Source organism: Colwellia sp. MEBiC06753 (assembly GCF_053470325.1).
The window spans coordinates 1-25,954 of the sequence record NZ_JBQMTM010000028.1 but is presented as its reverse complement, the minus strand read 5'-3'; the positions used below and the strand labels follow the sequence as shown (position 1 = coordinate 25,954).

25 protein-coding genes are annotated in these 25,954 nt (G+C 40.0%); 11 read left to right on the top strand and 14 right to left on the bottom strand.

Annotated features, from left to right (window positions below):
• Positions 1-106: 106 nt before the first annotated feature.
• A complete protein-coding gene (efp, locus tag ACOB82_RS17025) occupies positions 107-676 on the bottom strand; it encodes an elongation factor P (protein ID WP_448214204.1) in 570 nt (189 codons plus the stop codon).
• Positions 677-713: 37 nt separating this feature from the next.
• On the opposite strand from efp, the gene epmB reads away from it, so the two are divergent.
• Both epmB and ACOB82_RS17015 read left to right on the top strand, forming a co-directional pair.
• Positions 714-1,730, top strand: a complete 1,017-nt coding sequence (gene epmB / locus ACOB82_RS17020) for an EF-P beta-lysylation protein EpmB (protein WP_448214203.1) — start codon at positions 714-716, stop codon at positions 1,728-1,730.
• 35 nt (positions 1,731-1,765) lie between these two features.
• On the top strand, positions 1,766-2,071 hold the full coding sequence (locus tag ACOB82_RS17015; protein WP_448214202.1) for a hypothetical protein: 306 nt from the start codon (positions 1,766-1,768) through the stop codon (positions 2,069-2,071).
• Positions 2,072-2,156: 85 nt separating this feature from the next.
• Here the strand turns inward: ACOB82_RS17015 and ACOB82_RS17010 are convergent, their stop codons facing one another.
• The 6 genes from ACOB82_RS17010 to ACOB82_RS16985 all read right to left on the bottom strand — a co-directional run bounded on the left by ACOB82_RS17010 (position 2,157) and on the right by ACOB82_RS16985 (position 6,865).
• Positions 2,157-2,663 (bottom strand): DUF3016 domain-containing protein, encoded by a 507-nt coding sequence (locus ACOB82_RS17010; protein WP_448214201.1) that lies wholly within the window; start codon positions 2,661-2,663, stop codon positions 2,157-2,159.
• A gap of 21 nt (positions 2,664-2,684) precedes the next feature.
• Positions 2,685-3,182 (bottom strand): DUF3016 domain-containing protein, encoded by a 498-nt coding sequence (locus tag ACOB82_RS17005; RefSeq protein WP_448214200.1) that lies wholly within the window; start codon positions 3,180-3,182, stop codon positions 2,685-2,687.
• A 77-nt stretch (positions 3,183-3,259) separates the two neighbouring features.
• Entirely contained in the window at positions 3,260-3,814 is a 555-nt protein-coding gene (locus tag ACOB82_RS17000) for a DUF4136 domain-containing protein (RefSeq protein WP_448214199.1), read from the bottom strand.
• Positions 3,815-4,057: 243 nt separating this feature from the next.
• The gene (gene groL, locus ACOB82_RS16995; protein ID WP_448214198.1) at positions 4,058-5,701 is read right to left on the bottom strand and encodes a chaperonin GroEL; all 1,644 of its coding nucleotides are present in this window, start codon (positions 5,699-5,701) and stop codon (positions 4,058-4,060) included.
• 277 nt (positions 5,702-5,978) lie between these two features.
• A complete protein-coding gene (locus tag ACOB82_RS16990) occupies positions 5,979-6,269 on the bottom strand; it encodes a co-chaperone GroES (RefSeq protein WP_448214197.1) in 291 nt (96 codons plus the stop codon).
• A 92-nt stretch (positions 6,270-6,361) separates the two neighbouring features.
• On the bottom strand, positions 6,362-6,865 hold the full coding sequence (locus ACOB82_RS16985; RefSeq protein ID WP_448214196.1) for an FxsA family protein: 504 nt from the start codon (positions 6,863-6,865) through the stop codon (positions 6,362-6,364).
• 146 nt (positions 6,866-7,011) lie between these two features.
• Here ACOB82_RS16985 and cutA point away from each other — a divergent pair, with 146 nt between their 5' ends.
• On the top strand, positions 7,012-7,323 hold the full coding sequence (gene cutA, locus ACOB82_RS16980; protein ID WP_448214195.1) for a divalent-cation tolerance protein CutA: 312 nt from the start codon (positions 7,012-7,014) through the stop codon (positions 7,321-7,323).
• 3 nt (positions 7,324-7,326) lie between these two features.
• Entirely contained in the window at positions 7,327-9,171 is a 1,845-nt protein-coding gene (locus ACOB82_RS16975) for a protein-disulfide reductase DsbD (RefSeq protein ID WP_448214194.1), read from the top strand.
• Between the two features lie 95 nt (positions 9,172-9,266).
• Here ACOB82_RS16975 and ung read toward each other — a convergent pair whose 3' ends face one another.
• Genes ung through ACOB82_RS16955 form a run of 4 tightly spaced genes read right to left on the bottom strand, consistent with a single transcriptional unit; the run spans position 9,267 to position 13,746 of the window.
• Positions 9,267-9,926 carry a uracil-DNA glycosylase gene (gene ung / locus ACOB82_RS16970; protein ID WP_448214192.1) on the bottom strand — a complete coding sequence of 220 codons (660 nt, stop codon included), beginning with the start codon at positions 9,924-9,926 and terminating at the stop codon, positions 9,267-9,269.
• A gap of 23 nt (positions 9,927-9,949) precedes the next feature.
• A complete protein-coding gene (locus tag ACOB82_RS16965; RefSeq protein WP_448214191.1) occupies positions 9,950-12,397 on the bottom strand; it encodes an EAL domain-containing protein in 2,448 nt (815 codons plus the stop codon).
• A 4-nt stretch (positions 12,398-12,401) separates the two neighbouring features.
• Positions 12,402-13,619: a hypothetical protein gene (locus ACOB82_RS16960; RefSeq protein ID WP_448214189.1), complete on the bottom strand. Its 1,218-nt coding sequence runs from the start codon at positions 13,617-13,619 to the stop codon at positions 12,402-12,404.
• Positions 13,597-13,746, bottom strand: coding sequence for a hypothetical protein (locus ACOB82_RS16955; RefSeq protein WP_448214188.1), 150 nt, complete (start codon positions 13,744-13,746; stop codon positions 13,597-13,599). Before ACOB82_RS16955 ends, ACOB82_RS16960 begins: the two co-directional genes overlap by 23 nt.
• 606 nt (positions 13,747-14,352) lie before the next feature.
• On the opposite strand from ACOB82_RS16955, the gene aroQ reads away from it, so the two are divergent.
• The 4 genes from aroQ to ACOB82_RS16935 all read left to right on the top strand — a co-directional run bounded on the left by aroQ (position 14,353) and on the right by ACOB82_RS16935 (position 16,992).
• Positions 14,353-14,814 carry a type II 3-dehydroquinate dehydratase gene (gene aroQ, locus ACOB82_RS16950; protein WP_448214187.1) on the top strand — a complete coding sequence of 154 codons (462 nt, stop codon included), beginning with the start codon at positions 14,353-14,355 and terminating at the stop codon, positions 14,812-14,814.
• A 26-nt stretch (positions 14,815-14,840) separates the two neighbouring features.
• Positions 14,841-15,305: an acetyl-CoA carboxylase biotin carboxyl carrier protein gene (gene accB / locus ACOB82_RS16945; RefSeq protein ID WP_448214186.1), complete on the top strand. Its 465-nt coding sequence runs from the start codon at positions 14,841-14,843 to the stop codon at positions 15,303-15,305.
• Positions 15,306-15,328: 23 nt separating this feature from the next.
• Complete coding sequence (accC, locus tag ACOB82_RS16940; RefSeq protein ID WP_448214185.1) at positions 15,329-16,675, top strand: acetyl-CoA carboxylase biotin carboxylase subunit; 1,347 nt, start codon at positions 15,329-15,331, stop codon at positions 16,673-16,675.
• A gap of 143 nt (positions 16,676-16,818) precedes the next feature.
• Positions 16,819-16,992, top strand: coding sequence for an oxidoreductase-like domain-containing protein (locus tag ACOB82_RS16935; protein WP_448214184.1), 174 nt, complete (start codon positions 16,819-16,821; stop codon positions 16,990-16,992).
• 75 nt (positions 16,993-17,067) lie between these two features.
• Here the strand turns inward: ACOB82_RS16935 and ACOB82_RS16930 are convergent, their stop codons facing one another.
• Entirely contained in the window at positions 17,068-18,264 is a 1,197-nt protein-coding gene (locus tag ACOB82_RS16930) for a multidrug effflux MFS transporter (RefSeq protein WP_448214183.1), read from the bottom strand.
• A gap of 10 nt (positions 18,265-18,274) precedes the next feature.
• Positions 18,275-19,723: an aminotransferase-like domain-containing protein gene (locus ACOB82_RS16925; RefSeq protein WP_448214182.1), complete on the bottom strand. Its 1,449-nt coding sequence runs from the start codon at positions 19,721-19,723 to the stop codon at positions 18,275-18,277.
• Positions 19,724-20,005: 282 nt separating this feature from the next.
• Between ACOB82_RS16925 and ACOB82_RS16920 the strand changes: the two genes are divergently transcribed.
• Positions 20,006-20,953 carry a DMT family transporter gene (locus tag ACOB82_RS16920; protein WP_448214181.1) on the top strand — a complete coding sequence of 316 codons (948 nt, stop codon included), beginning with the start codon at positions 20,006-20,008 and terminating at the stop codon, positions 20,951-20,953.
• Between the two features lie 119 nt (positions 20,954-21,072).
• Here the strand turns inward: ACOB82_RS16920 and ACOB82_RS16915 are convergent, their stop codons facing one another.
• Positions 21,073-23,496, bottom strand: a complete 2,424-nt coding sequence (locus ACOB82_RS16915) for a zinc-dependent metalloprotease (RefSeq protein WP_448214179.1) — start codon at positions 23,494-23,496, stop codon at positions 21,073-21,075.
• Positions 23,497-23,733: 237 nt separating this feature from the next.
• Between ACOB82_RS16915 and ACOB82_RS16910 the strand changes: the two genes are divergently transcribed.
• Together ACOB82_RS16910 and ACOB82_RS16905 are read left to right on the top strand one after the other, a co-directional pair.
• Positions 23,734-24,702: a class 1 fructose-bisphosphatase gene (locus tag ACOB82_RS16910; protein ID WP_448214177.1), complete on the top strand. Its 969-nt coding sequence runs from the start codon at positions 23,734-23,736 to the stop codon at positions 24,700-24,702.
• Between the two features lie 148 nt (positions 24,703-24,850).
• Positions 24,851-25,774, top strand: coding sequence for a manganese-dependent inorganic pyrophosphatase (locus ACOB82_RS16905; RefSeq protein ID WP_448214176.1), 924 nt, complete (start codon positions 24,851-24,853; stop codon positions 25,772-25,774).
• Positions 25,775-25,954 lie beyond the last annotated feature (180 nt).

The following is a 25,954-nucleotide window of genomic DNA, read 5'->3' as shown; positions in this document are numbered from 1 at the left end:
GATTGAATAACTTAGTATGTGGTCAAACTGTTGATTTTCAATAGTGCTAACGAAAATTACCGATAAAAAAAGCCCGCCGAAGCGAGCTTTTCCATCAATAATATTCTTACTTGTTTGCGCGTGATACGTACTCGCCGCTACGCGTATCAACTTTTACTACTTCGCCAATTTGTACGAATAAAGGTACACGTACAACAGCGCCCGTAGTTAATGTTGCTGGCTTACCACCGGTACCGGCAGTATCACCTTTAAGACCTGGATCGGTTTCGGTGATTTCTAACTCAACAAAGTTAGGTGGCGTTACCGCAATTGGGTTACCATTCCAGAACGTGATAGTACAAACATCACCTTCAACTAGCCATTTTGCGTTATCGCCAACCGCTTTTTCGTCGGCTGCAACTTGCTCAAAGGTCTCATTATTCATAAAATGCCAGAATTCACCGTCGGCATATAAATAACCAAGATCTGAATCCATAACGTCTGCACCTTCAACAGAATCACCAGATTTAAAGGTTTTCTCTAACACTTTACCTGAGATTAGTTTACGGATTTTAACGCGGTTAAACGCTTGACCTTTACCTGGCTTAACAATTTCGTTTTCCAGAATGTTACAAGGTTCATCGTCGATCATTAATTTAAGACCGGCTTTAAATTGGTTTGTACTATAAGAAGCCATAGTTACTCGCTTTACTTTCGAGAGATTGAATTTAGAAATGCCGCAGATAATAACTCAATTTAAAGAAAATTTGCATAGTTCTTGGCAAAAAGAATTGGCCAATGTTGTTACCGATCCGAATGAGCTATTAAACTTACTGAAAATTAACCCAGCGCAATACCAACAACACTTTGCTGCCCGTAAGCTATTTCCCGTACGTGTACCTAGACCTTATCTAAGCCGAATCAATATCGGTGACATCAACGATCCCTTATTAAAACAGGTAATGCCGCTTAATGCCGAATTTGATGAAAACTTGGGCTTTAGCGCAGATCCGCTTGAAGAGCACAATACTGTCGCCGAAGGTTTATTGCATAAATATAAACATCGGGTATTAATGATTGTTAAGGCCGGCTGCGCGGTAAATTGTCGCTATTGTTTTCGCCGACATTTTCCTTATCAGGATAACAGCCCGAATAAACTACGCTGGCAGCAAGCACTTAACTATATAAAACAACACAGTGAAATTAATGAAGTCATTTTTAGTGGCGGCGACCCACTGATGGCAAGCGATGAACACCTCACTTGGCTGGTTGAGCAACTTGAACAAATTCCTCATGTCACAAGGTTACGTATTCATACCCGTTTACCGATAGTTATACCAAGCCGTATCACCGATAACTTGGTTGAATTACTAAGTACAACCCGTTTAAAGCCAGCGGTAGTTTTTCATATTAACCACGCTCAGGAAATTGATCAGCAAGTAAGCGCCGCAGTAGCTCAATTACGACAACACTTCATTCCACTGTTTAACCAAAGCGTATTGCTAAAAACAGTAAACGATAACGCGCAAATATTAGCAGAATTAAGTGAGCAACTATTTGATAACGGTATTCAGCCCTATTACCTGCATTTATTAGACAAAGTGCAAGGAGCTGCACATTTCGACGTTGCTGAGCAAGATGCGATAAACATAGTAAATGAATTAATGGCGATTTTACCGGGATTTTTAATGCCGAAACTGGTGAGAGAAATTGCCGGTGAAGCTAACAAAACGCCAATAAATTTGCGATAATGTGCCGATAATTTCCACCCTAAATATTTGTTACTATGTCAGAGTCTATTAATCAGCAACTTATCGATAATATTTCGATTATTCTAAAAAAATCACTGGCAGCAGATGCCACCTTAGCTGCGCTACGTGAACAAAAGAAAGCCGGCTTTTCCGCTATTTTTAAACAAGATGCCGGCTTTAGATCAAACGCCAATACATTCCAACCTTATGTTGAAGAAATTGCTGATGAACTACTGATTTGGCAACAGTCGCAAAACAAAGAAAAACTGGTTAGTCTAGTAAAAAAAATTGAGCAATTATTTTTAGTACTCAATAACTTTGAGCGCAGTTACACCGAATAAGCCCAGATAGTTTAATGATCAAAAAAAGGCCGCTATGTATATGAAACATCGCGGCCTTTTTACTAACGATGACGGTGATAAGGAATTATTTTGTTTGAACAATATAATCTTTCATAGTTTTATCAAACCAACGTTCCAGCATTAGTTCTTCATAACCTAAACTTTGGTTTTTGAATCGAGCTTGGTTATTCGACATAAAGTTCATATCTTTTAAGCTAACTTCTTCGCTAGCAATCACCTGTTGCTTTCCATCTAACAGTTGATAACTAAAATCAATGCGAGGAAAATCTATGGTTCTCACCACACGAATTGGCTGAGTACGACCAAATTCGACACTACCGGCTAAATCAACATCGGTCACCTTAAGCTTTAAGGTATTATCTTCTGGTAACTTAGCGGCAAGCTTGGCAAAAATTTTCTCAAAATCTTTAAATGTGCGCTGTTTGAAACCTTCTCGCGACTCATTTGCAGGGCGAATATCACGATAGCTATCAGGATCAGACCATTCCACCTCTACGGCAGCAGCATTGACCATGCCGGAAACCAATAAAGCTAACGTAGCAAAAGCTGTAGGCAACTTAACATTTTTCATATCTAACTCCTCAAACTGCAACTATTTTGTAACCTTAGTCACTATTTCTTTATTAAACCATTCTGTCAGCATTTTCTTCTCATGAGGAAATTGCTCAAAACTGCTGTATTGGCGACTGTTCATTAAGAAATTTTTGCCTTTAATTTGGGCATCATCTTTAAACAATATCGTGCCACTCTCGTCAGCAAGCTGATAACTAAATGCCATATTAGGGTAAAAAATATCTTTAACTACCCGTATTTGTTGACTATTAACAAATTCAATTTTTCCAGCCAAATCAACTTGAGTAACGTCCATGGTTAGCTTATAGCCATGTGGTAGTTGCTCACTCAACTTGTTCATATGCTGATTAATTTCTTTAAAAAAGCGGTGCTGAATCTTAGTTTTAGTTTCAACAACAGAGCGTAAATCTCGGTATTTGTCAGGGTTTGACCAACTAATTTCTACTGGTTGAGCCATTACGGTGCCAGATAGCACTACACCTAATATAAGAGTTAGTAATGACGATTTAAATTTCATTGCATTTACTCCTAGTTAACAATTTTCTTAACATCATCATTGAAGCATCTTCAATCGCCAACGTCTGTTACAAAGTGTTAACTTGATTTAAAAAATTGTGAAATAACCATATCTATAACATTGGCTATACGCTGTTCTCGTTGCTCTTGGGTAAACTCATTTTGCGTAAAGCCTTGTACCGCACCTCGCCAAACCCTTTGTTTAGTCTCAGCATCTTCAACATAAATAAGAAAGCTACCTTTTACTGCTGCATTGTTGTCAGCAAGCCCGGGAGAAACCCCAAATAATTTGCTGATATTGTCATCGCTAAAATCACTGGAAAGTGCAATTCCATAGCCTATTACAAAGTCCGGCGTTTGCGACTTGGCGTGCTGATACCCTGCTTGCTCAAATACTGAAACAATGGCTTGCCCGTATTGTTGATATAGTTTTTGTTGCTCACTTTCTGAAAGCGAATACTTTTTTAAAAACCTTGGCTGTAATACAAAACTGCTGCCTTGGGCATAATTAGTCGGTAAATCCCTCACACTAGAAACAGCTAAAGGCGAAGATGCCGGCGCAGACTCAACTTGCACACACGCATACAACAAGCTGGTAAAAGCAATAGCGATAAATATTTTCAGTTGTTTCATTAGTTCATCCTAAAACATAGCTTTCTCAAAGAGTTATTAATTGATTGTACTCATAACGCAGCATCAAATCATATTAAATTTGCTACAGAATGTACGCATACAAAGAATAGCTTGAGTGGTTAGATAACCAGTTGACGATTTGGTTCTAATGAAATTTCAAATGTAAAAAAGCCTGCATAAAGCAGGCTTTTTATTTCCAATTTAAATAGCTGTATTAGCAGTAAGGCGCTTGAGTGCTTCGCACTACATCATGCCGCCCATGCCGCCCATGCCACCCATACCGCCCATATCAGGCATTGCTGGAGCATCTTTTGCTGGTAAGTCAGTAACCATAGCTTCTGTTGTTAGCATTAAGCCCGCAACTGATGCGGCAAATTGTAACGCGCTACGAGTCACTTTAGCAGGGTCTAAGATACCCATTTCTAACATGTCGCCGTATGTACCATTACCCGCGTTGTAACCAAAGTTACCTTCGCCGTTACGTACTTCGTTTAATACTACTGATGGCTCATCACCGCAGTTAGCCACGATTTGACGAAGTGGCGCTTCCATCGCACGAAGTGCTACGTTAATACCGTGGTTTTGATCTTCGTTGTCACCTTTAAGCGCTTTAATCTTGTCTGCAACGCGAACAAGTGCAACACCACCACCGGCAACCACACCTTCTTCAACCGCAGCACGAGTTGCGTGAAGTGCATCGTCAACGCGATCTTTTTTCTCTTTCATTTCAACTTCAGTCGCTGCACCAACTTTGATTACCGCAACACCGCCAGCTAATTTAGCTAAACGCTCTTGAAGTTTCTCTTTGTCGTAATCTGAAGACGTTTCTTCGATTTGACCACGAATTTGAGCAACACGAGCTTGAATGTCAGCTTCTTCACCAATACCGTCGATAATGGTTGTGTTATCTTTAGAGATAACCACTTTCTTCGCTTGACCTAAATCTTCTAATGTCGCTTTTTCAAGCTCCATACCGATTTCTTCAGAGATTACTGTACCCGCAGTTAACGTTGCTATGTCTTGTAACATGGCTTTACGACGGTCACCAAAACCAGGCGCTTTAACTGCTGCAACTTTAACAATACCGCGCATATTGTTAACAACTAATGTCGCTAACGCTTCACCTTCAACATCTTCAGCGATGATTAATAACGGCTTACCAGCTTTAGCAACACCTTCTAACGTGCTTAATAATTCTCGAATATTAGAAATTTTCTTATCAACTAATAAAATGAATGGGTTTTCTAATTCAACCGCACCACTTTCTTGGTTGTTGATGAAGTAAGGAGATAGGTAACCGCGGTCGAACTGCATACCTTCAACTACGTCTAATTCGTTTTCTAACGACTGACCTTCTTCAACCGTGATAACACCTTCAGTACCAACTTTTTCCATTGCAGTAGCAATGATTTCACCTACGCTTTCGTCAGCGTTTGCAGAGATAGTACCCACTTGCTGGATTGCTTTGTTATCTGCACAAGGAGTAGAAATTGCTTTTAATTCTTCAACTGCAGCGATTACGGCTTTGTCGATACCGCGCTTAAGATCCATAGGGTTCATACCCGCAGCGATTGATTTTAAACCTTCGTTAACAATTGCTTGAGCAAGCACAGTAGCGGTTGTTGTACCGTCACCCGCTTCATCATTTGCTTTAGACGCTACTTCTTTCACCATTTGTGCGCCCATGTTTTCGAACTTGTCTTCTAGCTCGATTTCTTTCGCAACCGATACACCATCTTTAGTGATAGATGGACCGCCAAATGATTTGTCTAATACAACGTTACGACCTTTAGGGCCTAAGGTTACTTTTACTGCGTCTGCTAAAACATTAACACCCGCTAGCATTTTTACGCGAGCGTCGTTACCAAATAGTACGTCTTTTGCCATTTTAAAATTCCTTAATCTTTCACTGAAAGGAAGACTTGTAACTTTGCTTTGCTGCCGCCTTCAATTTACTCATTTACACTTGTAAACTCGGTAAATTGTCATTGCATTAAAGCAAATTTCCTACGTCTAATATCTTCCTTTTATTAATTTATTCATTTTTTAATTTGCTTTAAGCTAATTCGCTTAAGAGCGAAGAAGAAGCGCGAAGCATATACCCATATGTGAGCACTTCTGATGCCGCAATTAAGATGAAGTAGCGACAAGCTAATCTAAAAAATTATTCAACGATTGCTAAAATGTCTGATTCCGAAAGGATCAGAACCTCTTCACCGTCGATTTTTTCAGTTTTAACACCGTAACCTTCGTTAAAAATAACTTGGTCACCAACTTTAACGTCTAAAGCGCGTACGTCACCGTTTTCAAGAATACGGCCATTTCCAACAGCAACTACTTCGCCGCGAGTCGACTTCTCAGCAGCGCTACCCGTTAAAACGATACCGCCAGCAGATTTTGACTCTACTTCTTTACGTTTGATGATTACGCGATCGTGTAATGGACGAATGCTCATTGATTTTCTCTCCTGAGAATAGTTGTTTATTAAAGAGTTGTTTGAATAAATAGGGTCGTATTTGTCCAATACAACCCTTTTTCAAAAATTTTTTAATCTTTGCGTTCAAATTCACCTTCAATTGTGTCGCCTTGGTGAATGTTAGGCTTTGACTTATTTAATTTTTCATCGTTAAACGGCGATTGTTGCTGGGTTTCAGTAAAATGCGCTGAATAGGTAAAACTGTTGCTATTAGCCGCGTGTACCGTTAAATGTTGCTGTACACTTTTAACCAGCGCTAAACGCACTTGCGGGATAAGTAAACTTAAGCCAAATGCATCAGTGACAAAGCCTGGAGTTACCAGTAACACACCAGCAACAAGTAATAATAAGCCGGCAACAATTTCTTTTGACGGCATTTGACCAGACGCCATTTTAGTTTGTAAGTTTTGTACCGTAGCAAGCCCCTGTTGACGAACATTTTTCGCGCCAAGCCAAGCAGTAATAATAACAATTGCCACTGTTGGCCATGCACCAATTAACTCTCCTACTTGCATTAATACGGCAATTTCAATAATTGGAATAACAACGAATAAAACAAATAAGATACGGAACATAATAAATCTCTTTAAAATAGATGAAACATAAATGGGGATTATCTGGTCATTTTCAAGCGTAATAGCAGTTCAATGCTTTCAACAGTGCATTATTGCCGCCAAAATGGTAAAAATACGCGATAAATTGTCAAATAGCATAGTAAACAATGTATCAAGTTGTAGTGTGTAATTGCCCAACGCAGTCATCTGCAGAAGAAATAGCGCAAGCATTAGTGAGCCAAAAACTGGCGGCATGCGTTAATATCATGCCGAATGTCACATCGATTTATCAATGGCAAGGTAAGATAGAGCAAGACAGTGAAGTAATGTTAATCATTAAAACTTCACGAGCGTTATTTGCTGAAGTTGCTGAGCTTATTAAGCAACTTCACTCATATGAAGTGCCTGAAATTATCGCTTTGGATATCCAACAAGGTGATAGTGATTATTTAAACTGGATAGCGAATTCTTTGAAGTAACCTATGAAAAATTTGACGTTTTTATTTTTAAGCTGGATATCACTGTTAACCCTTCCTGCACCAACACTAGCCCAAAATAGCATTTTCGATACTTCATCATCGAGTCTGTTTAGTAATGATGATGAATTTTTAAAAGTCGATGAAGCCTTTATTTTCGACTTTTTCCAAAATAACGATCAGCTACTGGTGAGTTTTAATGTTAAGCCGGGCTACTACCTATATCGCCATCAATTTAAAATTACTGCAGAAAATGCTGAGTTAGCTGAAGTGGTTATTCCCCAAGGAATAGAACATGAAGATGAATTTTTCGGTATCCAGCAAGTTTTCGAAGAAAATGTCGAATTTACTATTCCTATTTTATCGGCAACTGACCAGAGTAGCGTTACCATTCGTTATCAAGGCTGCGCCAAAAAAGGTCTTTGCTATCCGCCAACCACTAAAACAGTGGAGTTGTCAGCCGTAACTGCTACTTCATCTGCTAATGTTTTAGCGGCACTAAACCAAACGAATTCACCTTCTGCAGAAGCGTTAACACCTAGTAATAACGTTGAAACATCAAGTAGCGATAGTAACAGTGACAGCGAACAATTTAAGTTATTATCAGTGCTTGAAAACGAAAGTTTGTTAGTTACCTTAATCGCATTTTTTACTGGCGGTTTGTTATTATCATTTACGCCTTGCGTGTTTCCAATGTACCCAATTTTAACCGGTATTATTGTTGGCCAAGGTAATAAATTATCGACCAAACGCGCATTTAGTTTGTCATTTTTTTACGTGCAAGGTATGGCAATTACCTACACTATTTTAGGTGTAGTGGTTGCACTTGCCGGCGCCCAGTTCCAAGCGATGTTTCAGCATCCAGCGGTATTAATTGTGCTGAGTGCGCTGTTTATCTTTTTATCACTTTCAATGTTTGGCATGTTTAATTTAGCACTGCCAGCCGCGTGGCAAAATAAGCTTAACGAACTTAGTAACCAGCAAAGTGGCGGTTCATATAATGGCGTGTTGTCTATGGGGGCAATATCTGGCTTAGTAGCATCACCTTGCACTACCGCACCACTAACTGGTGCCCTTATTTATATTTCACAAACTGGTGACATTATCTTAGGTGCTGCCGCGCTTTATGTATTAAGTATTGGTATGGGCTTACCGCTGCTTATTTTAGGCAGTTCTGGCGGTAAATTATTACCTAAAGCTGGCGCTTGGATGAATATCATTAAGAATATCTTCGGCCTGTTATTGCTTGCTGTCCCTATTTTCTTACTAGAGCGTTTTATTCCAGCTAATATTGCAGCACTGTTATGGGGAGCTTTAGCATTAGGCGCGGCAACTTATTTCTATGTCGCCAACCTTAACTCAGCCAAGAATTTTTGGTTTGGCCTGCGCAGTGCGGTTATTTTTATTGGCTTATTTTTAAGCGCCAATTACTTATACCAAACACTTTTTCCGAGCCAATCAAGCCAAATAGAAGCCACACATGAACAAACTTTTGTTCATGTAAATAACTTAGCTGAATTAACCGCGACCATTGCTGATGCCAATCAACAAGGTAAAACGGTAATGTTAGACCTATACGCCGACTGGTGTATCGCCTGTAAAGAATTTGAGCAATACACCTTCCCTAAACCAGAGGTTCAGCAAGCTCTAAGCAACACTGTGTTAGTACAAATTGATCTAACCGATACCGGTGCCAAAAGCTCTATTGAACTTATGGAACATTTTGATGTTTTTGGACTGCCATCAATCTTATTTTTCGATTTATCTGGCAATGAAGTTACCAATAAACGGGTAACCGGATTTATGGGAGCGAAAGAATTTGCCGAACATATTAACAATACCTTTAATTAAAGGTATTCGACTTACCGCCTTTACCAAAAGGCGGTCAATTGAAACAACTAAGTATTAGCTGTTAAATGGCATTATTAACTTGCGTTATTGATAGCTTAAACCTGCCAATTAATTGCCGTTTTGCCTTGTGACGTCAAGTATTCATTGGCTTTAGAAAAATGCTTACAACCATAAAAGCCACGATAAACTGACAACGGTGACGGATGAGGAGCGGTTAATACGCAATGTTTAGCAGTATCAATCGCCTTGCCTTTTTTCTGGGCGTGAGAGCCCCACAACATAAAGACGATGCCCTGGCCATATTGATTTAATTGGCTAATAACATGGTCAGTAAAACGCTCCCAGCCTAAATGCTTATGTGAGTGGGCTTGCCCTTCTTCAACGGTTAACACAGTATTAAGTAAAAACACGCCTTGCTCGGCCCATGACTGCAAATAACCATGTTCTGGGATGACAAAACCTTCAATATCGGTTGCCAATTCTTTATACATATTAACTAACGAAGGCGGTGGCTTTATGCCTGGCTTTACCGAAAAACATAAACCATGTGCTTGCCCAGCGCCGTGATATGGGTCTTGCCCTAAAATAACCACTTTAATATCGTCAAATTGCGGTGTTTTAAAAGCATTAAAGACTTCATCTTGTGGCGGAAACACGGTAATACCTTGCGACCGTCTAGCGTCAACTTCATTTAGTGTATCAATAAAGTATGCTTGCTGCTTTTCATTCGCGAGCAGCTCGGCCCATGATGTCATATCGTTTCTCTTATCTTCTAGCCTTAGTCGCTATCTTTTTTAACTTGGGTTTTCCAATAACCATCAGACAATTTTTCTTCAATAAAGTCATTGAGCTGATGTTCAGGGATCGGTTTAGAAAAATAATAACCTTGAATTACATCACAACCATTTTGAGTTAAGCTACGTAGCTGAGCACTGCTTTCAACACCTTCTGCAACCACAGTTAACCCTAAGTTTTTGACCATGGCGATAGTAGACCGAATAATTTGATAGTCAGAGTCATTTTCTAACATCCCGAAAACAAAGCTTTTATCGATCTTAATGACATCAACTGGCATTTTCTTTAAATACGCTAGCGATGAATAGCCAGTGCCGAAATCATCAATAGCAAAGCTAAAGCCAATATTTTTCAGGCTATGCATCACAGCTATAGCTTTATCGATATCGGTAACTAACGTTTGCTCAGTAAGTTCTAATTCAAAATGACGCGGTGACAGGTTAAAGCGTCGCATTAACTGCCGTAAATAGTCAGTCAATTTAGGATCTAAGAACTGCATGGCCGATAAATTTATCGCAATTCGAATATCTGGTAAGCCTTTATTGACTAGCTCGCCTACAAGTTCAAAACAATGACGCATTACCCAGTAACCTAGCTCAATCATATACTCTGAGTTTTCTAAAATAGGGATAAAGTCGTCTGGCGGGATCATGCCTCTCTCTGGGTGGTGCCAGCGCAATAGCGCTTCAAAACCCACCAGTTTTTTATCTTTGGCCGACAATTGTGGCTGCATGCTCACGCTAAATTGTTTTTTAAGAAGCGCTTGGCGTACTTCACCTTCTAGCGAAACTCGTTGCGCAACCCGCTCAAATAGCTCAGGGTGATAGACGTGATATTGCGAACCACCACTTTTCTTAGCTTCATACATGGCAATATCGGCAAAGCTGACTAAGTCATCGGCGCGAATAGATTCATCATCGCTAAATAACATACCAATACTGGTCGATACGTAAAAAATGCTGGAATCAATTTTAATCGGCGCTTTAAAGCGGCTCAGCACATCTTCGGCGACTTTTTTCGCTTTATCAATTGACGGTATTTGGTTGAGTACAATAACAAATTCATCACCGCCAAATCGGCACACTAAATCTCCTTTACTGACACAAGTACGAATGCGGTTCGCCGCTTCTTCAAGCAAACGATCACCGGTGCCATGACCATGACTATCATTAACCTTTTTGAAATCATCTAAATCGAGAAATAAAATACCTAAACCACCGCGACTACGATGTAAATTAACGACCATCTTTTGTAACTGGTGATTTAGCATATTGCGATTCGGTAAGCCGGTGAGCAAATCGTACATAGCAATATTTTCAAGTTCTTTGGTTTTTTGCTCAATTTCAATATTAAGTTGCTCTAACTCAAAACTTAATTCTTGAGCTGAATTGGCCAAGATATCTAACTCATCGACAAAGAAACTCCGCCGTTTAAGTGGCACCTTACGAAACTCAGCAAACTCTTTTTGTGCTAACAAAGGTAAAGCATTTGCTAAGTTGATTAATCGACGAGTAAATGGACTGGTAATAAAAAATACCAATAGCGCCAAGGTTACAAAAATTAATAGTTCAGTAATTAAAAAGTATCGACGATAACTTTCATTTTTTTCTTTAAACTCAGACACATTGTCGATAAGCACTAAATAAAAATCTCGCTTATCATTCGACGCCAAAGGCAGTAAATTGATCAAGAAGTGATTATCGATACTCGATAGTTCCATGCCCTCTGTGGCCACTTTAGCAATAGAAGTTTCAGGATAATCTAACGCAAATAAGTCGTTACCCAATTGCGGGTTAGTAGAAGAAACAAATTGAGCTTGCTTTAACAACAATTGTTCTTCTATTGGCAGGCTAATCACGGCAACATCACTTTTTAAACTGCGATTTAAGGCAAAAATCACATCAATTAGTGAAGCAGACATAGTAATAACCGCAATTTTCCCCTCTGCATTAATCACAGGGACACTAGTATAAAGCTGACAATCACTTTCACAGTGAATAGCACTAAAGGGTTCTTGTGCTTTTAACACTTCACTGGCGTGTTCTCTCACCAATCGCGGAGTAAAATCGGGTGATAACCACAAGGTTTGCAGGTTCTCATCCATTAACCATAATTTTTCAACATTTAGGTGCAGTTGCAACGCATAGAATTGAGCAGCAATTGCGCCAGACAATTGTTCAAAATTATCTTCTTCGCTAACACCAACAATATCGGAAAATGACTCAACCCATATACGTAATTGGTTGTCCAACCCTTCTTTTTCTAAAGAAAATTGCGTGGAACCTTGACTTAGTTTATCTATTTGAAATTGCTTAAATTCACCTTGCAAGCGCCAAAGTGACAATACTGAAAAGCCAGCACTCATAAGCAATAACGTACCAACAATAAGGCTTAATAACTTTAGCGGTACACTGATAAAAGTTTTATCCATTTAACTAGAACCAATACATTAACTGCGCTGCCCACATGCGCCATTTTCGTTGATCGTTAATCACTCTATTTGGTAAAACAACGGGCGTTAGTCGCGCAGTTCCTTCAACCCAGTGATGCTCAAATTGAAGTTCTAAATTAGGCATAAAACTTATTGATAATCCTAAAGTAATATCATGTTGATAACCAAAATACGAAGGAACAAGGCCGTTAGTGCTCTCTTCTAACTTTTTACCACTGCGGTCATCTTTATTTGAATAAAATTTTTCAAACCGGCTTAAAAACTTAACTTTAGAATTAACCTGATAACGTGACTGAACAAAAAAGCCCTGACCAAAATTATCCTGATGGTAGTCAGGGTAGTAAAAGCCATCTAAAACAAAGCGTTCCTGAATTGCTTCACCACTAATTTCCCAGCGCTCCCCTTCATACAACATATTAAATAAATAACGCTGCAAGGTAATACCGGCATTTTGGAAATTGTCGATATCATCTGCTTTATAGGTAAAGTCAGCGTCAACAACCGCAGCGCCAAATCGCCACTGGCTCGCTTCAGGCTGCCAATAAATGCTGGCTTGATAATCTAAGTCGTGCTCCATATCGCCCTTAGCAAATTCACTTAAAATGATTGACGTCTGCTCATTTGAGATATTTGATGTGCCATGACTAATAATGAAGTCGAAATCTCCCCACCCTTCTTTATTATGTTTATATGAAAGGGCAATGCCGTCTCCGCCAACGGCTATATCTCTAAAGCCATCAAAATAAACTGATTGAGGTAAAACAATACTTGGACGGGTAAATGGTACATCTCGTGTACTTGAATAAAGCCAGTGATAATTCTTATAGCGGCCAATATAAATATTTAATTGGCTAGACAATGATTGATATGCCGACCAATCAATCAAGGCATAATCAATACGAGCGCCTGCAGCTAAACGGTTGCCAGCATTAAGGTAAACACCTTGGCCAGCAAAACGCACACTATTGTTAATTTGATATGACGCATTAACCCCAACTTCTGTTAACTCAAATGATAGATCGCCATCGTCATTAACAAAGTCACTACCATTAGCTTTAATCATCCCTTGTGCAATAAAGCCGTGCACTTGTAGCTTATCGTTTTGTTGGGCAAATACTTGGCTGGCGCTAATTAATACAATTAACGCAATAGCGTTAGCTAAACTATTACGCAGCACCTTAATCTGTGATCTGAATGACATGCAAACCTCCTTCTTGCGATACATTCTCGCCATAACCTATGGCGCCAGGTGTACTCTTAACCTCCTCAAGCAATTGTTGATAACTTTCAATAACCACTGGTGCCGTCCCAACACCGGAATACGTCATTTTATTCCAGATGCGATCAAGCTGATAAGGAAAAATCTTTAAAACTTCTTTTGAAAAACGCTGATGAATAGGGTGCTTACTGGGTAAGACAAAAACAACAATCGGTTGGCCATTAGGCCATTTAGTGACTCGCTTGGAAAAAATCCGTCTTAGCTCAAGTTTTGAAAGCTGCTGTTGACTAACGGATTGATGCGCAATTGCCTGTATCTCTTCAGCAAGCGAAGAAAAAGGAAAAAAGGCAAAGCAAATGGCAAGGAAAATGAATTTTTTAATAACAACGTCCTTGTAACGCTTCTAGGAACACCTAACTAGTAAGCTAGCAATAATTTGAATTTAAAGTCGCACTTCTATTTTAATTACAGACATTTAGTGGGACATGACACTAATACATTGTAGTCAAATCTAGTTTGCTCGCAAAGCCTTTTTATTGTCGGCTTAACCCTCGTTAGTCATTAGACCAGTATTTTGCTGCTAATTTCTGCGAAATAACTATAATATCCGGCTAAATGAGTTTAAATCTGTTATTTCGCTCTGGACTCCACAATGTATAGCTTATATATTGTTCAAAAGTTCAACTTAATACAAATAACAGCAAGATTGAAGAATATGACAACAAAATTTAACATTCTGATTATAAATGGACCAAATTTAAACATGTTGGGTAAACGTGAGCCTAGCATATATGGAACATTGTCATTAGATGAATTAATGTCTCAAGTCACGAACCATGGCACAAAAAACGATCTAACCGTTGAACATTTTCAATCAAACTCAGAAGGTGAACTAATAAGCCGTATACAAGCGGCTTATCAAGAAGTGGACTTTATCGTGATCAACCCTGCTGCTTATACCCATACCAGTGTTGGAATAAGAGATGCACTATTATCAGTATCTATTCCCTTTATTGAACTTCACCTTTCCAATATTTATCAACGTGAAGCCTTTAGGCATCACTCTTATTTATCGGACATAGCCAATGGCGTTATTTGCGGTTTAGGTGCCCAAGGATATTTCCTAGCACTTGATGCAGCACAAAATTGGTTAAAGGCCAACCAACAGAATAATTAATCCACACTCAACAACAAGGTGTAATCATGGATATTAGAAAAATTAAGAAACTAATTGAATTAGTAGAAGAATCAGGTATCAACGAAATAGAAATTTCAGAAGGTGAAGAATCAATCCGCATTAATAAAGGCGGTACTATGATTCAAGCGCCAATGATGCACGCAGCACCTATGGCGGCTCCGGCACCAATGGCAGCACCAGCTCCAGCGCCAGCAGCTGCGGCGCCTGCAAGTGATGCTCCAGCGCCAGCATTAACAGGCCATATTGTACGCTCACCAATGGTTGGTACTTTCTACGCTTCTCCATCTCCAGATGCAAAAGCATTCGTTGAAGTGGGTCAACATGTAAACGCTGGCGATACGTTATGTATCGTAGAAGCAATGAAAATGATGAACCAAATCGAAGCTGACAAGTCAGGCGTTATCAAAGAAATTTTAGCGCAAAACGAAGACGCTATTGAATTCGACCAACCGCTATTCATCATTGAATAAGCCCAACCATTAAGGGTAATTTCATGTTAGATAAAGTTGTTATCGCTAACCGAGGAGAGATTGCATTACGTATTTTACGTGCATGTAAAGAACTCGGTATTAAAACTGTAGCGGTGCATTCAACGGCAGATAAAAACTTAAAACACGTTTTACTTGCTGATGAAACCATTTGTATTGGTAAGCCACCTGCGACTGAAAGTTATTTAGATATTCCTAGTATTATTACTGCGGCGGAAATTACAAATGCCGTCGCTATTCACCCTGGGTATGGTTTCCTTGCCGAAAACGCTGATTTTGCCGAACAAGTAGAACAGTCAGGCTTTACCTTTATTGGACCAAAAGCCGATAGCATTCGCTTAATGGGTGATAAAGTTTCAGCCATTAAAGCAATGAAAGCTGCAGGCGTACCTTGTGTACCAGGTTCAGACGGTCCATTAACTGATGATAATGCCGCGAACTTAGCTCATGGTAAACGCATTGGTTATCCGGTAATCATCAAAGCCTCTGGTGGCGGCGGTGGTCGTGGCATGCGCGTAGTACGTGAAGAATCTGAGCTACTTAATGCCATTCAATTAACCAAATCTGAAGCACGCGCTGCTTTTAACAATGATATGGTTTACATGGAAAAATTCCTTGAAAACCCACGCCATGTTGAAATTCAAGTAATTGCTGATGGTCAAGGTGGCGCTATTCATTTAGGTGAGCGTGATTGTTCAATGCAACGTCGCCACCAAAAAGTTGTGGAAGAAGCACCAGCACCAGGCATCACTCCAGAAATGCGTAAGCAAATTGGTGAACGTTGTTGCCGTGCTTGTATCGAAATTGATTATCGCGGTGCAGGTACATTTGAGTTCTTATATGAAAACGGCGAGTTCTACTTTATTGAAATGAACACTCGTATTCAGGTTGAGCACCCAGTAACAGAAATGATCACTGGTGTTGACTTAATCAAAGAACAATTACGTGTAGCCGCTGGCCAACCATTATCTTACACCCAAGATGATATTAAAATTTCTGGCCATGCCATTGAGTGTCGTATCAATGCCGAAGATCCTCGTACTTTTATCCCATCGCCGGGTAAAATTACCCGTTTCCACCCTCCTGGTGGCTTAGGCGTACGCTGGGACTCCCATATTTATGCCGATTACTCAGTACCGCCATATTATGACTCAATGGTGGGTAAATTGATCACTTACGGTGATAACCGTGCAGTAGCAATTGCTCGCATGCGCAATGCGTTAAATGAGTTAGTAGTTGACGGTATTAAAACCAATATCGCACTACATAAAGATATCTTAAGTGATGAAGGCTTTGTTAATGGTGGTGCGAACATTCACTACCTTGAAAAGAAATTAGCAGAGCAAGATTAAGCTTTATTAGCTGTCACTTAGGGGCCGCTCAGATATAAAAACGCCAGCAACAGCTTGGCGTTTTTTTATGGGTAAATTTCGTTATAATAGCCAGCAACACATTTGCTATTTGGAGCAAGTGTTTACTTTGATTTAAATTTACTATGAATGACAAAAAACCTGAAAAATTATTGGAAAAACCAAAGCCACCCGCTGATGGCGAATGTTGTGATAGCGCCTGCAACCCTTGCGTATGGGATCATTATTATGCAGCAATGCAAAAGTGGCGTATCCAACAAGCAAAACTAAAAGAACAAGAGCAAGAACAGCAGAACTAGCGCTCTACAGATTAATTAACTTGGTTAGTAGCCTACGCTAGTATTACCCCGTATAACTGTTTCAAAGAACGGCAATTAAGCTTTAGATAATTTACGCTCTCTGAAAATTCTTGGCATTTGCGCGGCAACAACCAACAGCACAGAGCACCACATCAGTAAACTAAAGGGTAAAGCACTCCCGTCATAGAAATACGCCAATATTGGTCCAGCGAACCCACCAACACCAAACCTTAATACGCCAATTACTGCCGTTGCCGTGCCAGACTGGTGAGCAAAGTTTTGCAACACCAATGCATCTGCATTAACCGCAACCATTGAGATGCTGCCCATCAAAGGTAAAATCGAAAGCACAGTATAAAACAAAGGTAAGGCTAAATAATTAACCAAGACTAATGATGAAGAAGCTAAGGTAGCAACTACTACGCCGTAGCCAAACATTCGGCGAGAACCTTTACGTGTAACTAATTTAGAATTGATAAAGTGCGCCGACATTAACGCTAAAACATTCGCAGCAAATAATATGCTAAACCAAAATTCACTTAGGCCAAACACCGTTAAATAAACAAAAGGAATGGCCGTGATATAGGCAAAAAAGGCCAATGAAACCAGCATAGACGCAAACAGCTCTAATCGCGCGCCTTTATTAGCTAGAACAATTTTATAACGACCTAAAAAGCTGACTTGCTCAGTTGAAACTGACGTCGAAGAGTTGGGTAGAAAAAAGTAAACGCATAGCAACACCGCCACAGCATATAGCGACAAGCAAATAAAAATCGCTTCCCAACTATGCGCCAGCAAAATAACACTACCAATGCTCGGTGCAATCATAGGCGCCAACATCATGATCATACTGACATACGACAGCCCTTTAGCGGTATTGTGTTGATAAACTTCTCTAATCGTTCCTGGCACCACAACAGTTGCTGCGCTGCTGACAAATGCTTGGATAAAGCGCATCGCAAGAAATGTCTCGATATTGCTAGCAAATAACAAAGCTACCGTTGCCACCAAAAAGCCAATTAAGCCAAGTAGTACTAAATGACGTCTCGGGTACTTGTCCGCCAGCGGACCAAAAAATAGTAAGCCCATTGCATAGCCAACTAAATAAATACTTAAGGTATTTTGAATGGCTGGCATATCAGTATGCAGTGCACTAGCTAGCTGTGGCATGGCTGGTAAATATAAATCAATCGCTAGCGGTGATACCGCCATAATTGATGCCAGCAAAGGTAGAAGTAATTTAGTAGAAATAATTCGGGCAGACGGGGTCACTGCACTTCCTCTAATTTAATTGATGTGCTTTTACCAAAGCACCTAAGGTACGAATTGCTTGTTCGATTTGTTCATCCCAACGTACACCAAAACTTATCCGCATATAATTTCGATATTTATCCGAAGGTGAAAATACATTGCCGGGGGCAAAGCTCACCCCCTGTGCGATGGCTTGATGGAACAATTCACTGGTATCAATATGAGAACGACATCTGACCCAAAGTACGCTACCGCCCTTAGGTTTAGACACGCAAACATTGTCTGGAAAATGCTCGGCAATTAATGCTCGCATACGTTCACAGTTATAAGTTAATTTTTTTCTTAAGGTCGCAATATGTCTATCGTATTCACCCGACAGCAGATATTCGGTAATTGTCCACTGTTGCAGCATAGCTGTTGAGCAAGACTGAGCGCGCTTAATTCGTTTAGCTTGTTCTTCAAAACGACCTGGAATAAGCCAGCCTATGCGATAGCCCGGCGCTGCGGTTTTTGAAAATGATGAACAGGTTAGCACTAGGCCTTTTTCACTGTACAGCTGTGCCGGCTTTGGCCTGTGTCCTTCAAAATATAAATCGCTATAAACATCATCTTCGATTAACGGTATATCTGCCGATTCCAACATCGCCACTAGTTGTTGTCGTTGACTATCTGAGCTACAAGAGCCTAACGGGTTATTAATCGCAGTAGAAAAAAGGCAGGCACTAACTGGATATTGGCTGATAGTTTGTTGTAAATCATCCAAACAAATACCATTTTCCGGGCAGGTGTACACCTCAAGCGCTTTCATGCCCAAGCTTTCAATTAACTCAATTAACCCGAAAAAGCTTGGCGACTCAATAGCAATAATATCGCCTTTTTTCGCCACACATTGCAGGGCAATAGCTAAAGCTTCCTGTGCGCCATTGGTGATAACAATATCGTTAAAATTAACTGCAACACTTTGCTCTTGATAACGAAACGCCAACTGCATACGCAACTTGGCATCACCATTAACTGGTCCATAGCTCACTGCTTTTTCAGCGACTTTACTGATCACTGAACGCATTAACCTTGCTAATGCTTTATCAGGCGGGTGGGCATTAACCGGATTTGAAATGCCTAACGCGACCGTATTCGGTAAATGTACGGCATCATATACTTGTTCAATTAAACTACGACAATTAACTTCTACCGGTTGACTACCCGCCCATTTGTTTGGTCTTGGTTGCAAGTTTTTTACTTGCTCTGCTTGCAGATAATAACCAGATTGTGGCCTTGCACAAACTCGCCCTTGGCGCTCTAGCTCAATATAGGCCTGCTTAACCGTAGGTACACTGATTTCCAGTTGCTTACTCAATTTTCTCAAGCTCGGCAATTTATCCCCGGCTTTTAACAAACCTTGGTTTTGCTGCTGATCGATAAACTCAACGATTTGCTGATATAAAAAGTCGTTAGAGTTTTTATTAAGTAACTTCATCAAACTGTATAGGTTGCATTTTCATTTTTTTGTATATGTTATTAAAACAAATTAACAGTAAAATTACTATTAATTACTTCAATCAAACGTTTGCCTTTGCGCATGAACAACACAGAAAAGCGCTAAATTAATGACCATTTGTTGAAGTAATTGTTATTAGTAAAAGGATATTTATCAGTTAAAAACTGTAGCGAGTAAAATGCGCTAACAATATCAGCGTTACAAAATGATGCTACTTCAGCTAAAGTTATTTATGCTCAATGGAGCGCTATAGGAAAATTGCCAATGAACAACTCAGTACTCTACCTACTTACCGTTCTCATCTGGGGAAGTACCTGGATAGCGATCAATTACCAGTTAGGTACGGTAGCGCCTGAAGCATCTATTGCTTACCGTTTTGGTTTAGCTACTTTGGTATTATTTATTTACTGTAAAATAAAAAAATTACCGCTTGCCATGACCGGTTCTCAACATCTTTGGTTGGGCTTATTCGGTATTGCTTTATTTGGTTTTAATTATTTTCTGCTGTATCAAGCCCAGCAAAACATTAATTCGGCATTAGCCTGCATTGCATTTTCAACTTTGCTGTTCTTTAACATTATCAACGCCCGTATTTGGTATAAAACGCCGGTCTCTGCTCAGGTCATTATTGGTGGTAGTTTAGGGCTGTTAGGTATTGTTATTTTATTTTGGCCGCAAGTACAAAGCCTCAACCTAAATGATAAAACCCTATATGGTTTAATACTTTGCTTAATTGGCACATTATCAGCGTCCACTGGCAATATGGTTTCTATTCGTAACCAACGACGTGCTATGCCTGTGGTTCAGTCAAATGCGTGGGGCATGCTCTACGGCACTATTTTTATGACCAGTTTAATATTTGTCCAAGGTAAATCATTTACTTTTGATTGGTCATTTTCCTATGTCAGTTCATTACTATTTTTATCAATATTTGGCTCGGTAATCGCGTTTGGCTGCTACCTAACCTTAATGACTAAAATAGGGCCGCATAAAACCTCTTACGCTAACATTTTATTTCCTGCGGTTGCTGTCGCCATATCAACCGTAGTTGAAGGATTTGAATGGCATATGAATACAGTATTGGGGTTTGTTGCCATAATGATAGGCAATATCGTGGTGCTAACCAAGCCGAGAGAATTAAAGAAAGCTTTAGAAGTAAGTGATAACTTACAAGAAGATATTGATACATCGAACAAGGCGGTAACCAATTAGCCTGTTTATACAACAGCATAGTACAAGTGTCGATTCTGAATAAGGGTATATTTCTTTGTGTTAACAATGCATTAAAAATGGCCTATGAATTTCATTCAATAGGCCATTTTTATTATTCGCTATAAACTGTCTGTGCCAATCGGTGAACCAGGCGGCAAGCTAATTTTAGAAACTGGTGCCACTAACTTCCCTTGCGCTAAACCAAAGTCAATTTGCTCAGCTAACAAGGTAAACTGCGCTTTCATGCCAGCATGCTTTCTCGATTTACGGTTTTCCGAAAACCAGTCTTCTAGATCCTTTAATGCCACATAAAGTTCAGCACGTACTTCTGTCACTAAATTTTCCTGCAGCCAAAGGCTCAGCATATGCTCTACCACTTGTTGATTGACTCGTTGTTGAACTAATAATGCCAACCCTTTACTTGATTCCGCTTTAATGGTGCTTTCTAACAACAGGTCGATAAGTTTTTCTACTGATGGAATATCATTAACCATCACCGCTTGTTGCTGAAGTCGTGCTAATCGTTCGGCATTTAGCATTAACGAAATTGTATGTTTTGCAGCGGCTTCTGCAGCACTAACTGGGTCAAAGGTAATACCGGTATTACTTTTAAAGCTTTCACGATCACGTTGATAACCATAAGCTTTCGGTGGAATTAATGAGACTAGCTCGTCGCTAAGGGTTAAGGTATTTGCCGATAAGGTTGCTAGTAACGCGTCTATTGCTTGGTACTGCGCTTCGGCTTCAACTGGAGATACGCCAGCAAGTTCATCATCTCCTTTGACTTCATAGCTATAATGAACGCCTGCAATTAATTTCGCCGCACCTTCAACTTGGTAACGATGGAAGTTATAGATTGGCACCAATACTTGCTCAATTTCCGACAATGGTGTGCCTTTCGCGATAGAGTTAATACCAAAATTATTTAATGCCGTTGCTCTGATCGCCAATACGCGTTTAAGCTCTTGCGCAGCATTTTCGCCATTATCCCAAAGGTGACCAGTAGCATGGCCGCCTGACTTAGGACGCGCATCAGGATCTGACATGTAAAGCAAACCTTGTTGTTTCGCTTTCGCCATTAACCCTGATAACGCTTGTGACTCTATTTCTGGCGCTAAATCACTGTAACCATAAGCAATAACGTATTTATCCCACTCACCAATATCTGTGTCGTAAGCGTTAGATAAATCAATGTGGTCGTCTTTTAATTCAACATACGGGTGCGGATAGTCCATTACAGACGCTCGATTATTCACACTCGCGGCAAAGTTATGAGAAATCCCTAAGGTATGGCCAACTTCGTGGGCAGACAGCTGGCGAATGCGGGCAAGTGCCATTTCTTTCATTGCCGAAGTGTCTGTCGCTTCTTCGGTAAATGGTGAAGTTAAGCCCAAAGCAATTAAGTAGTCTTGGCGTACACGCAGTGAACCTAAGGTAACGTGGCCTTTGATTATTTCACCAGTACGCGGATCAATAACCGACGCCCCGTATGACCAACCACGTGTTGCCCGATGTACCCACTGAATAACGTTGTAACGTACATCCATAGGATCTGCATCTGCCGGTAACATTTTCACTTGGAATGCATCTTTATAACCGATGGCTTCAAATGCTTGGTTCCACCAGCGCGCACCATCAAGTAACGCACTTTTCACTGGCTCTGGCACGCCCGCATCTAAGTAATAAATAATAGGTTCAACTGCTTCAGAGTAATCAGCATCAGGATCACGCTTTTGTAAACGATGACGCGGAATTACTCGCTGAATTAATGGCTCATCAATCGCGCTAGCGTAGTCGGCATGGCTAATTGACCAGTAACCGCTGAACGGATGAAAAGTGCGCGCTTGATAGTTATCATCCGGCAATTCCACTAAAGAGTGGTGAAAATTAACGGTTACCGCAGAATGATCTGGCGTTACTGATTTTAAATAATCGCCTGCATCGCTACCTTTAAAGGTTACCATTGCTTCAAATTCAGTGTTTTTAGGAAAGGCTTTAGTGCGCGCTTGATATAAACCACTGCGGCTGGCATCCACTTTAAAATTACCTTGTTTTGCCGACTTTAAACGCTCACCAACGCCATGAATATCAGAAAGTAAAAACGGCGTGTAATCAACAACCACAGTATTTTTATCACTTTCTGCAACTTTAAAGCCCCAAATAATTGAACTAGCAAACGCTTCATTTATTGATTGTCGCTCTAACTGATTGTCACTAGTAGCGCGGTAGTAAGTATTAAGCTGACGTAAAAATACTTTGTCGCCGACACGCTCAAATTGCACTAAGCGAGTATCACCTAATTGGCCTCGATCTAAACCGATATCATTTGAACCAATACCGTGCGGCATACTACTTTGAAATAAAAATGGCTGGTTAAGTTTATCAATGGCTAAAAACACTTGTCCTGTTTTAGCATCATGGTAAAAAGAGAAGTAACCTTTGGTTAGTGTTTTACCTTTGGTAAAGCTAGCCATATCAGCCCAAACTTGGGACTGCATCAAGACACCGACAATGAGCAATCCCAATAGTCGAATATTTTTCATCCTAATTCCTTATTATTTTTACTAAAAACGGTCATAAAATTACTGTATAATCGGCCGAAAGTGTTGTTAAAAGCTTTCAATTATTTAGATCAAATAAACGAAGGAAAAATAACCACTTGCTACCATGATTAACAATCATGTTTTATAAAATATACACTTGGCAAAGATCAATCAATCTATTGATTAGTTAACCTTGAACTTAAATTGCCAATTCATCAAAAGTAACTAGGTAAAACCATGCAACGACTAGCGCCAGCCTTACGTGAAGACAACGTACCTTTAGACTTAATTTCATTAATCAAAACCATACTAGCAGCCACCAAAGAAATTTCATTTCGTGTTAGCCAAGCACAACTCGGTGGGTTAATGGGTTCCACCTTAGATGAAAACATTCAAGGTGAAATACAGAAAAAGCTGGATGTGGTTGCCAATGAATTATTTAAAGATATCTTGTTAGAATCAGGCTTTGTTCGCGCAATTTCATCGGAAGAAGAAGATACTTCTGTTGCAGGTGACAAAGGCGGCAAGTTCCTTGTGTCTTTTGACCCACTTGATGGCAGCTCAAATATTGATATTAACTCGCTAATCGGCACTATTTTCTCTATTCATGAAGCCATCCCGGGTTTGGAAGCCGATGACCCAGCACAATTTAGACAACCTGGTCACAAACAAGTGTGTGCCGGTTATGTGCTTTACGGGCCATCAACCATGCTAGTGATGACCACAGGTAAAGGCACACATTTTTATGTCCTTGATCGTACCTACGGTGGTTACTTGCTGGTTGAGCGTAATGTGCAGATACCAAAAGATACCCGCGAATTCGCAATAAATATGTCAAACCAACGCTTCTGGGAACAACCGATGCAAAATTACATTAGCGACTTAGTGGCTGGTGAAGCGGGCCCGCGCGGTGATTATTTTAATATGCGCTGGATTGCTGCCATGGTGGGCGATATTCATCGAGTATTAACCCGCGGTGGTATTTTTACTTACCCTGCTGATAATAAAAACCCAGAAAAGCCTTACAAACTTCGCCTAATGTACGAAGCCAATCCAATGAGCTTTTTAATTGAACAAGCTGGCGGTTTAGCGGTAACCAGTAAAGAGCGTATTATGGATATTGAACCAAACGACATTCACCAGCGCGTTGAAGTAATTATGGGCTCGGCCAACGAAGTAGAAAAATGTTTGAGTTACTATAAGTAGTGAATAAATAAAGAAACTCTGCAAAAACATGAAAAACAAGGCCGCTAGCAATATTAGCGGCTTTTTTTTATCCACTAAAAGCTGCTAGAATACGCGCCAATTATACATTCCATATTTAAAGTTAACTATTTGCTTGGAGAATAGCTCAATGTCAGCTTATGCCGTTGGTCATAAAGTGCCAGATTCGGACTCAATTTGCTCTGCAATTGCCCTTTCATATTTAAAAAACCAAACTGGTGAAAATGTAAAACCAGCACGTTTAGGCGAGCTATCACCAGAGACTTTATTTATTTTAGATAAGTTTGGTTTTGAACAACCTGAACTAAAAATGACTTTTGCTGATACCGATGGCATTTATGTGGTTGATCACTCAGATCGCATTCAAGGGCCAGATGATATTGATGACACTACGGTATTAGGCATTATCGATCACCATAAATTAGGTGACATCACCACTTCAACTCCGCTTGAATGTTGGATCCGCCCAGTAGGTTGTACAAACACCATTATCAAAATGATGTACGATTTTCACGGCGTAGAAATTCCAAAAAATATTGCGGGTGCCATGATGTGTGCAATTTTATCTGACACCGTTATTTTCAAGTCACCAACTTGTACCACTGCCGATATCAAATGCGTTGAAGCATTAGCAGAAATTGCAGGCATTGAAGATTTCAAAGCATTAGGCATGGAAATGTTTGAAGTGAAATCAGCGGTTGCGGGTACACCAGTGCGTGACTTAGTGATGCGTGACTTTAAAGACTTCAATATGCACGGTAACAAAATTGGTATCGGCCAATTAGAGTTAATCAACTTAAATCTAGTTGATGACATGAAAGCCGACTTACAATCTGATATCGCTGCATTAAAAGCTGAAGGCGATTACCACAGTGTAATGCTAGTGTTAACAGACATTATGCAAGAAGGCTCAGAAGTGCTAGTGGTTAGCAACAATGACGACTTAACCGAAAAAGCTTACGGTAAAGCATCTGTTGACGGCAAAGTGTGGATTGACGGTATGATGAGCCGCAAAAAACAAGTAGTGCCGCCGCTACAAGATTCATTGGCATAATCGCTGATAAATTTTTATTTCTACCAAAATAGTCAAAAAGCCCATCTTTCGATGTAATACCGATCAGTTAGGCATTTATTTACAGATCAATTGAACGATCTTCTGAGTATGTAAAAATCCGATAAACATTGTTTATCGGATTTTTTATGCTCGTTTCTCAAGCCCTAGATGTCATTAATC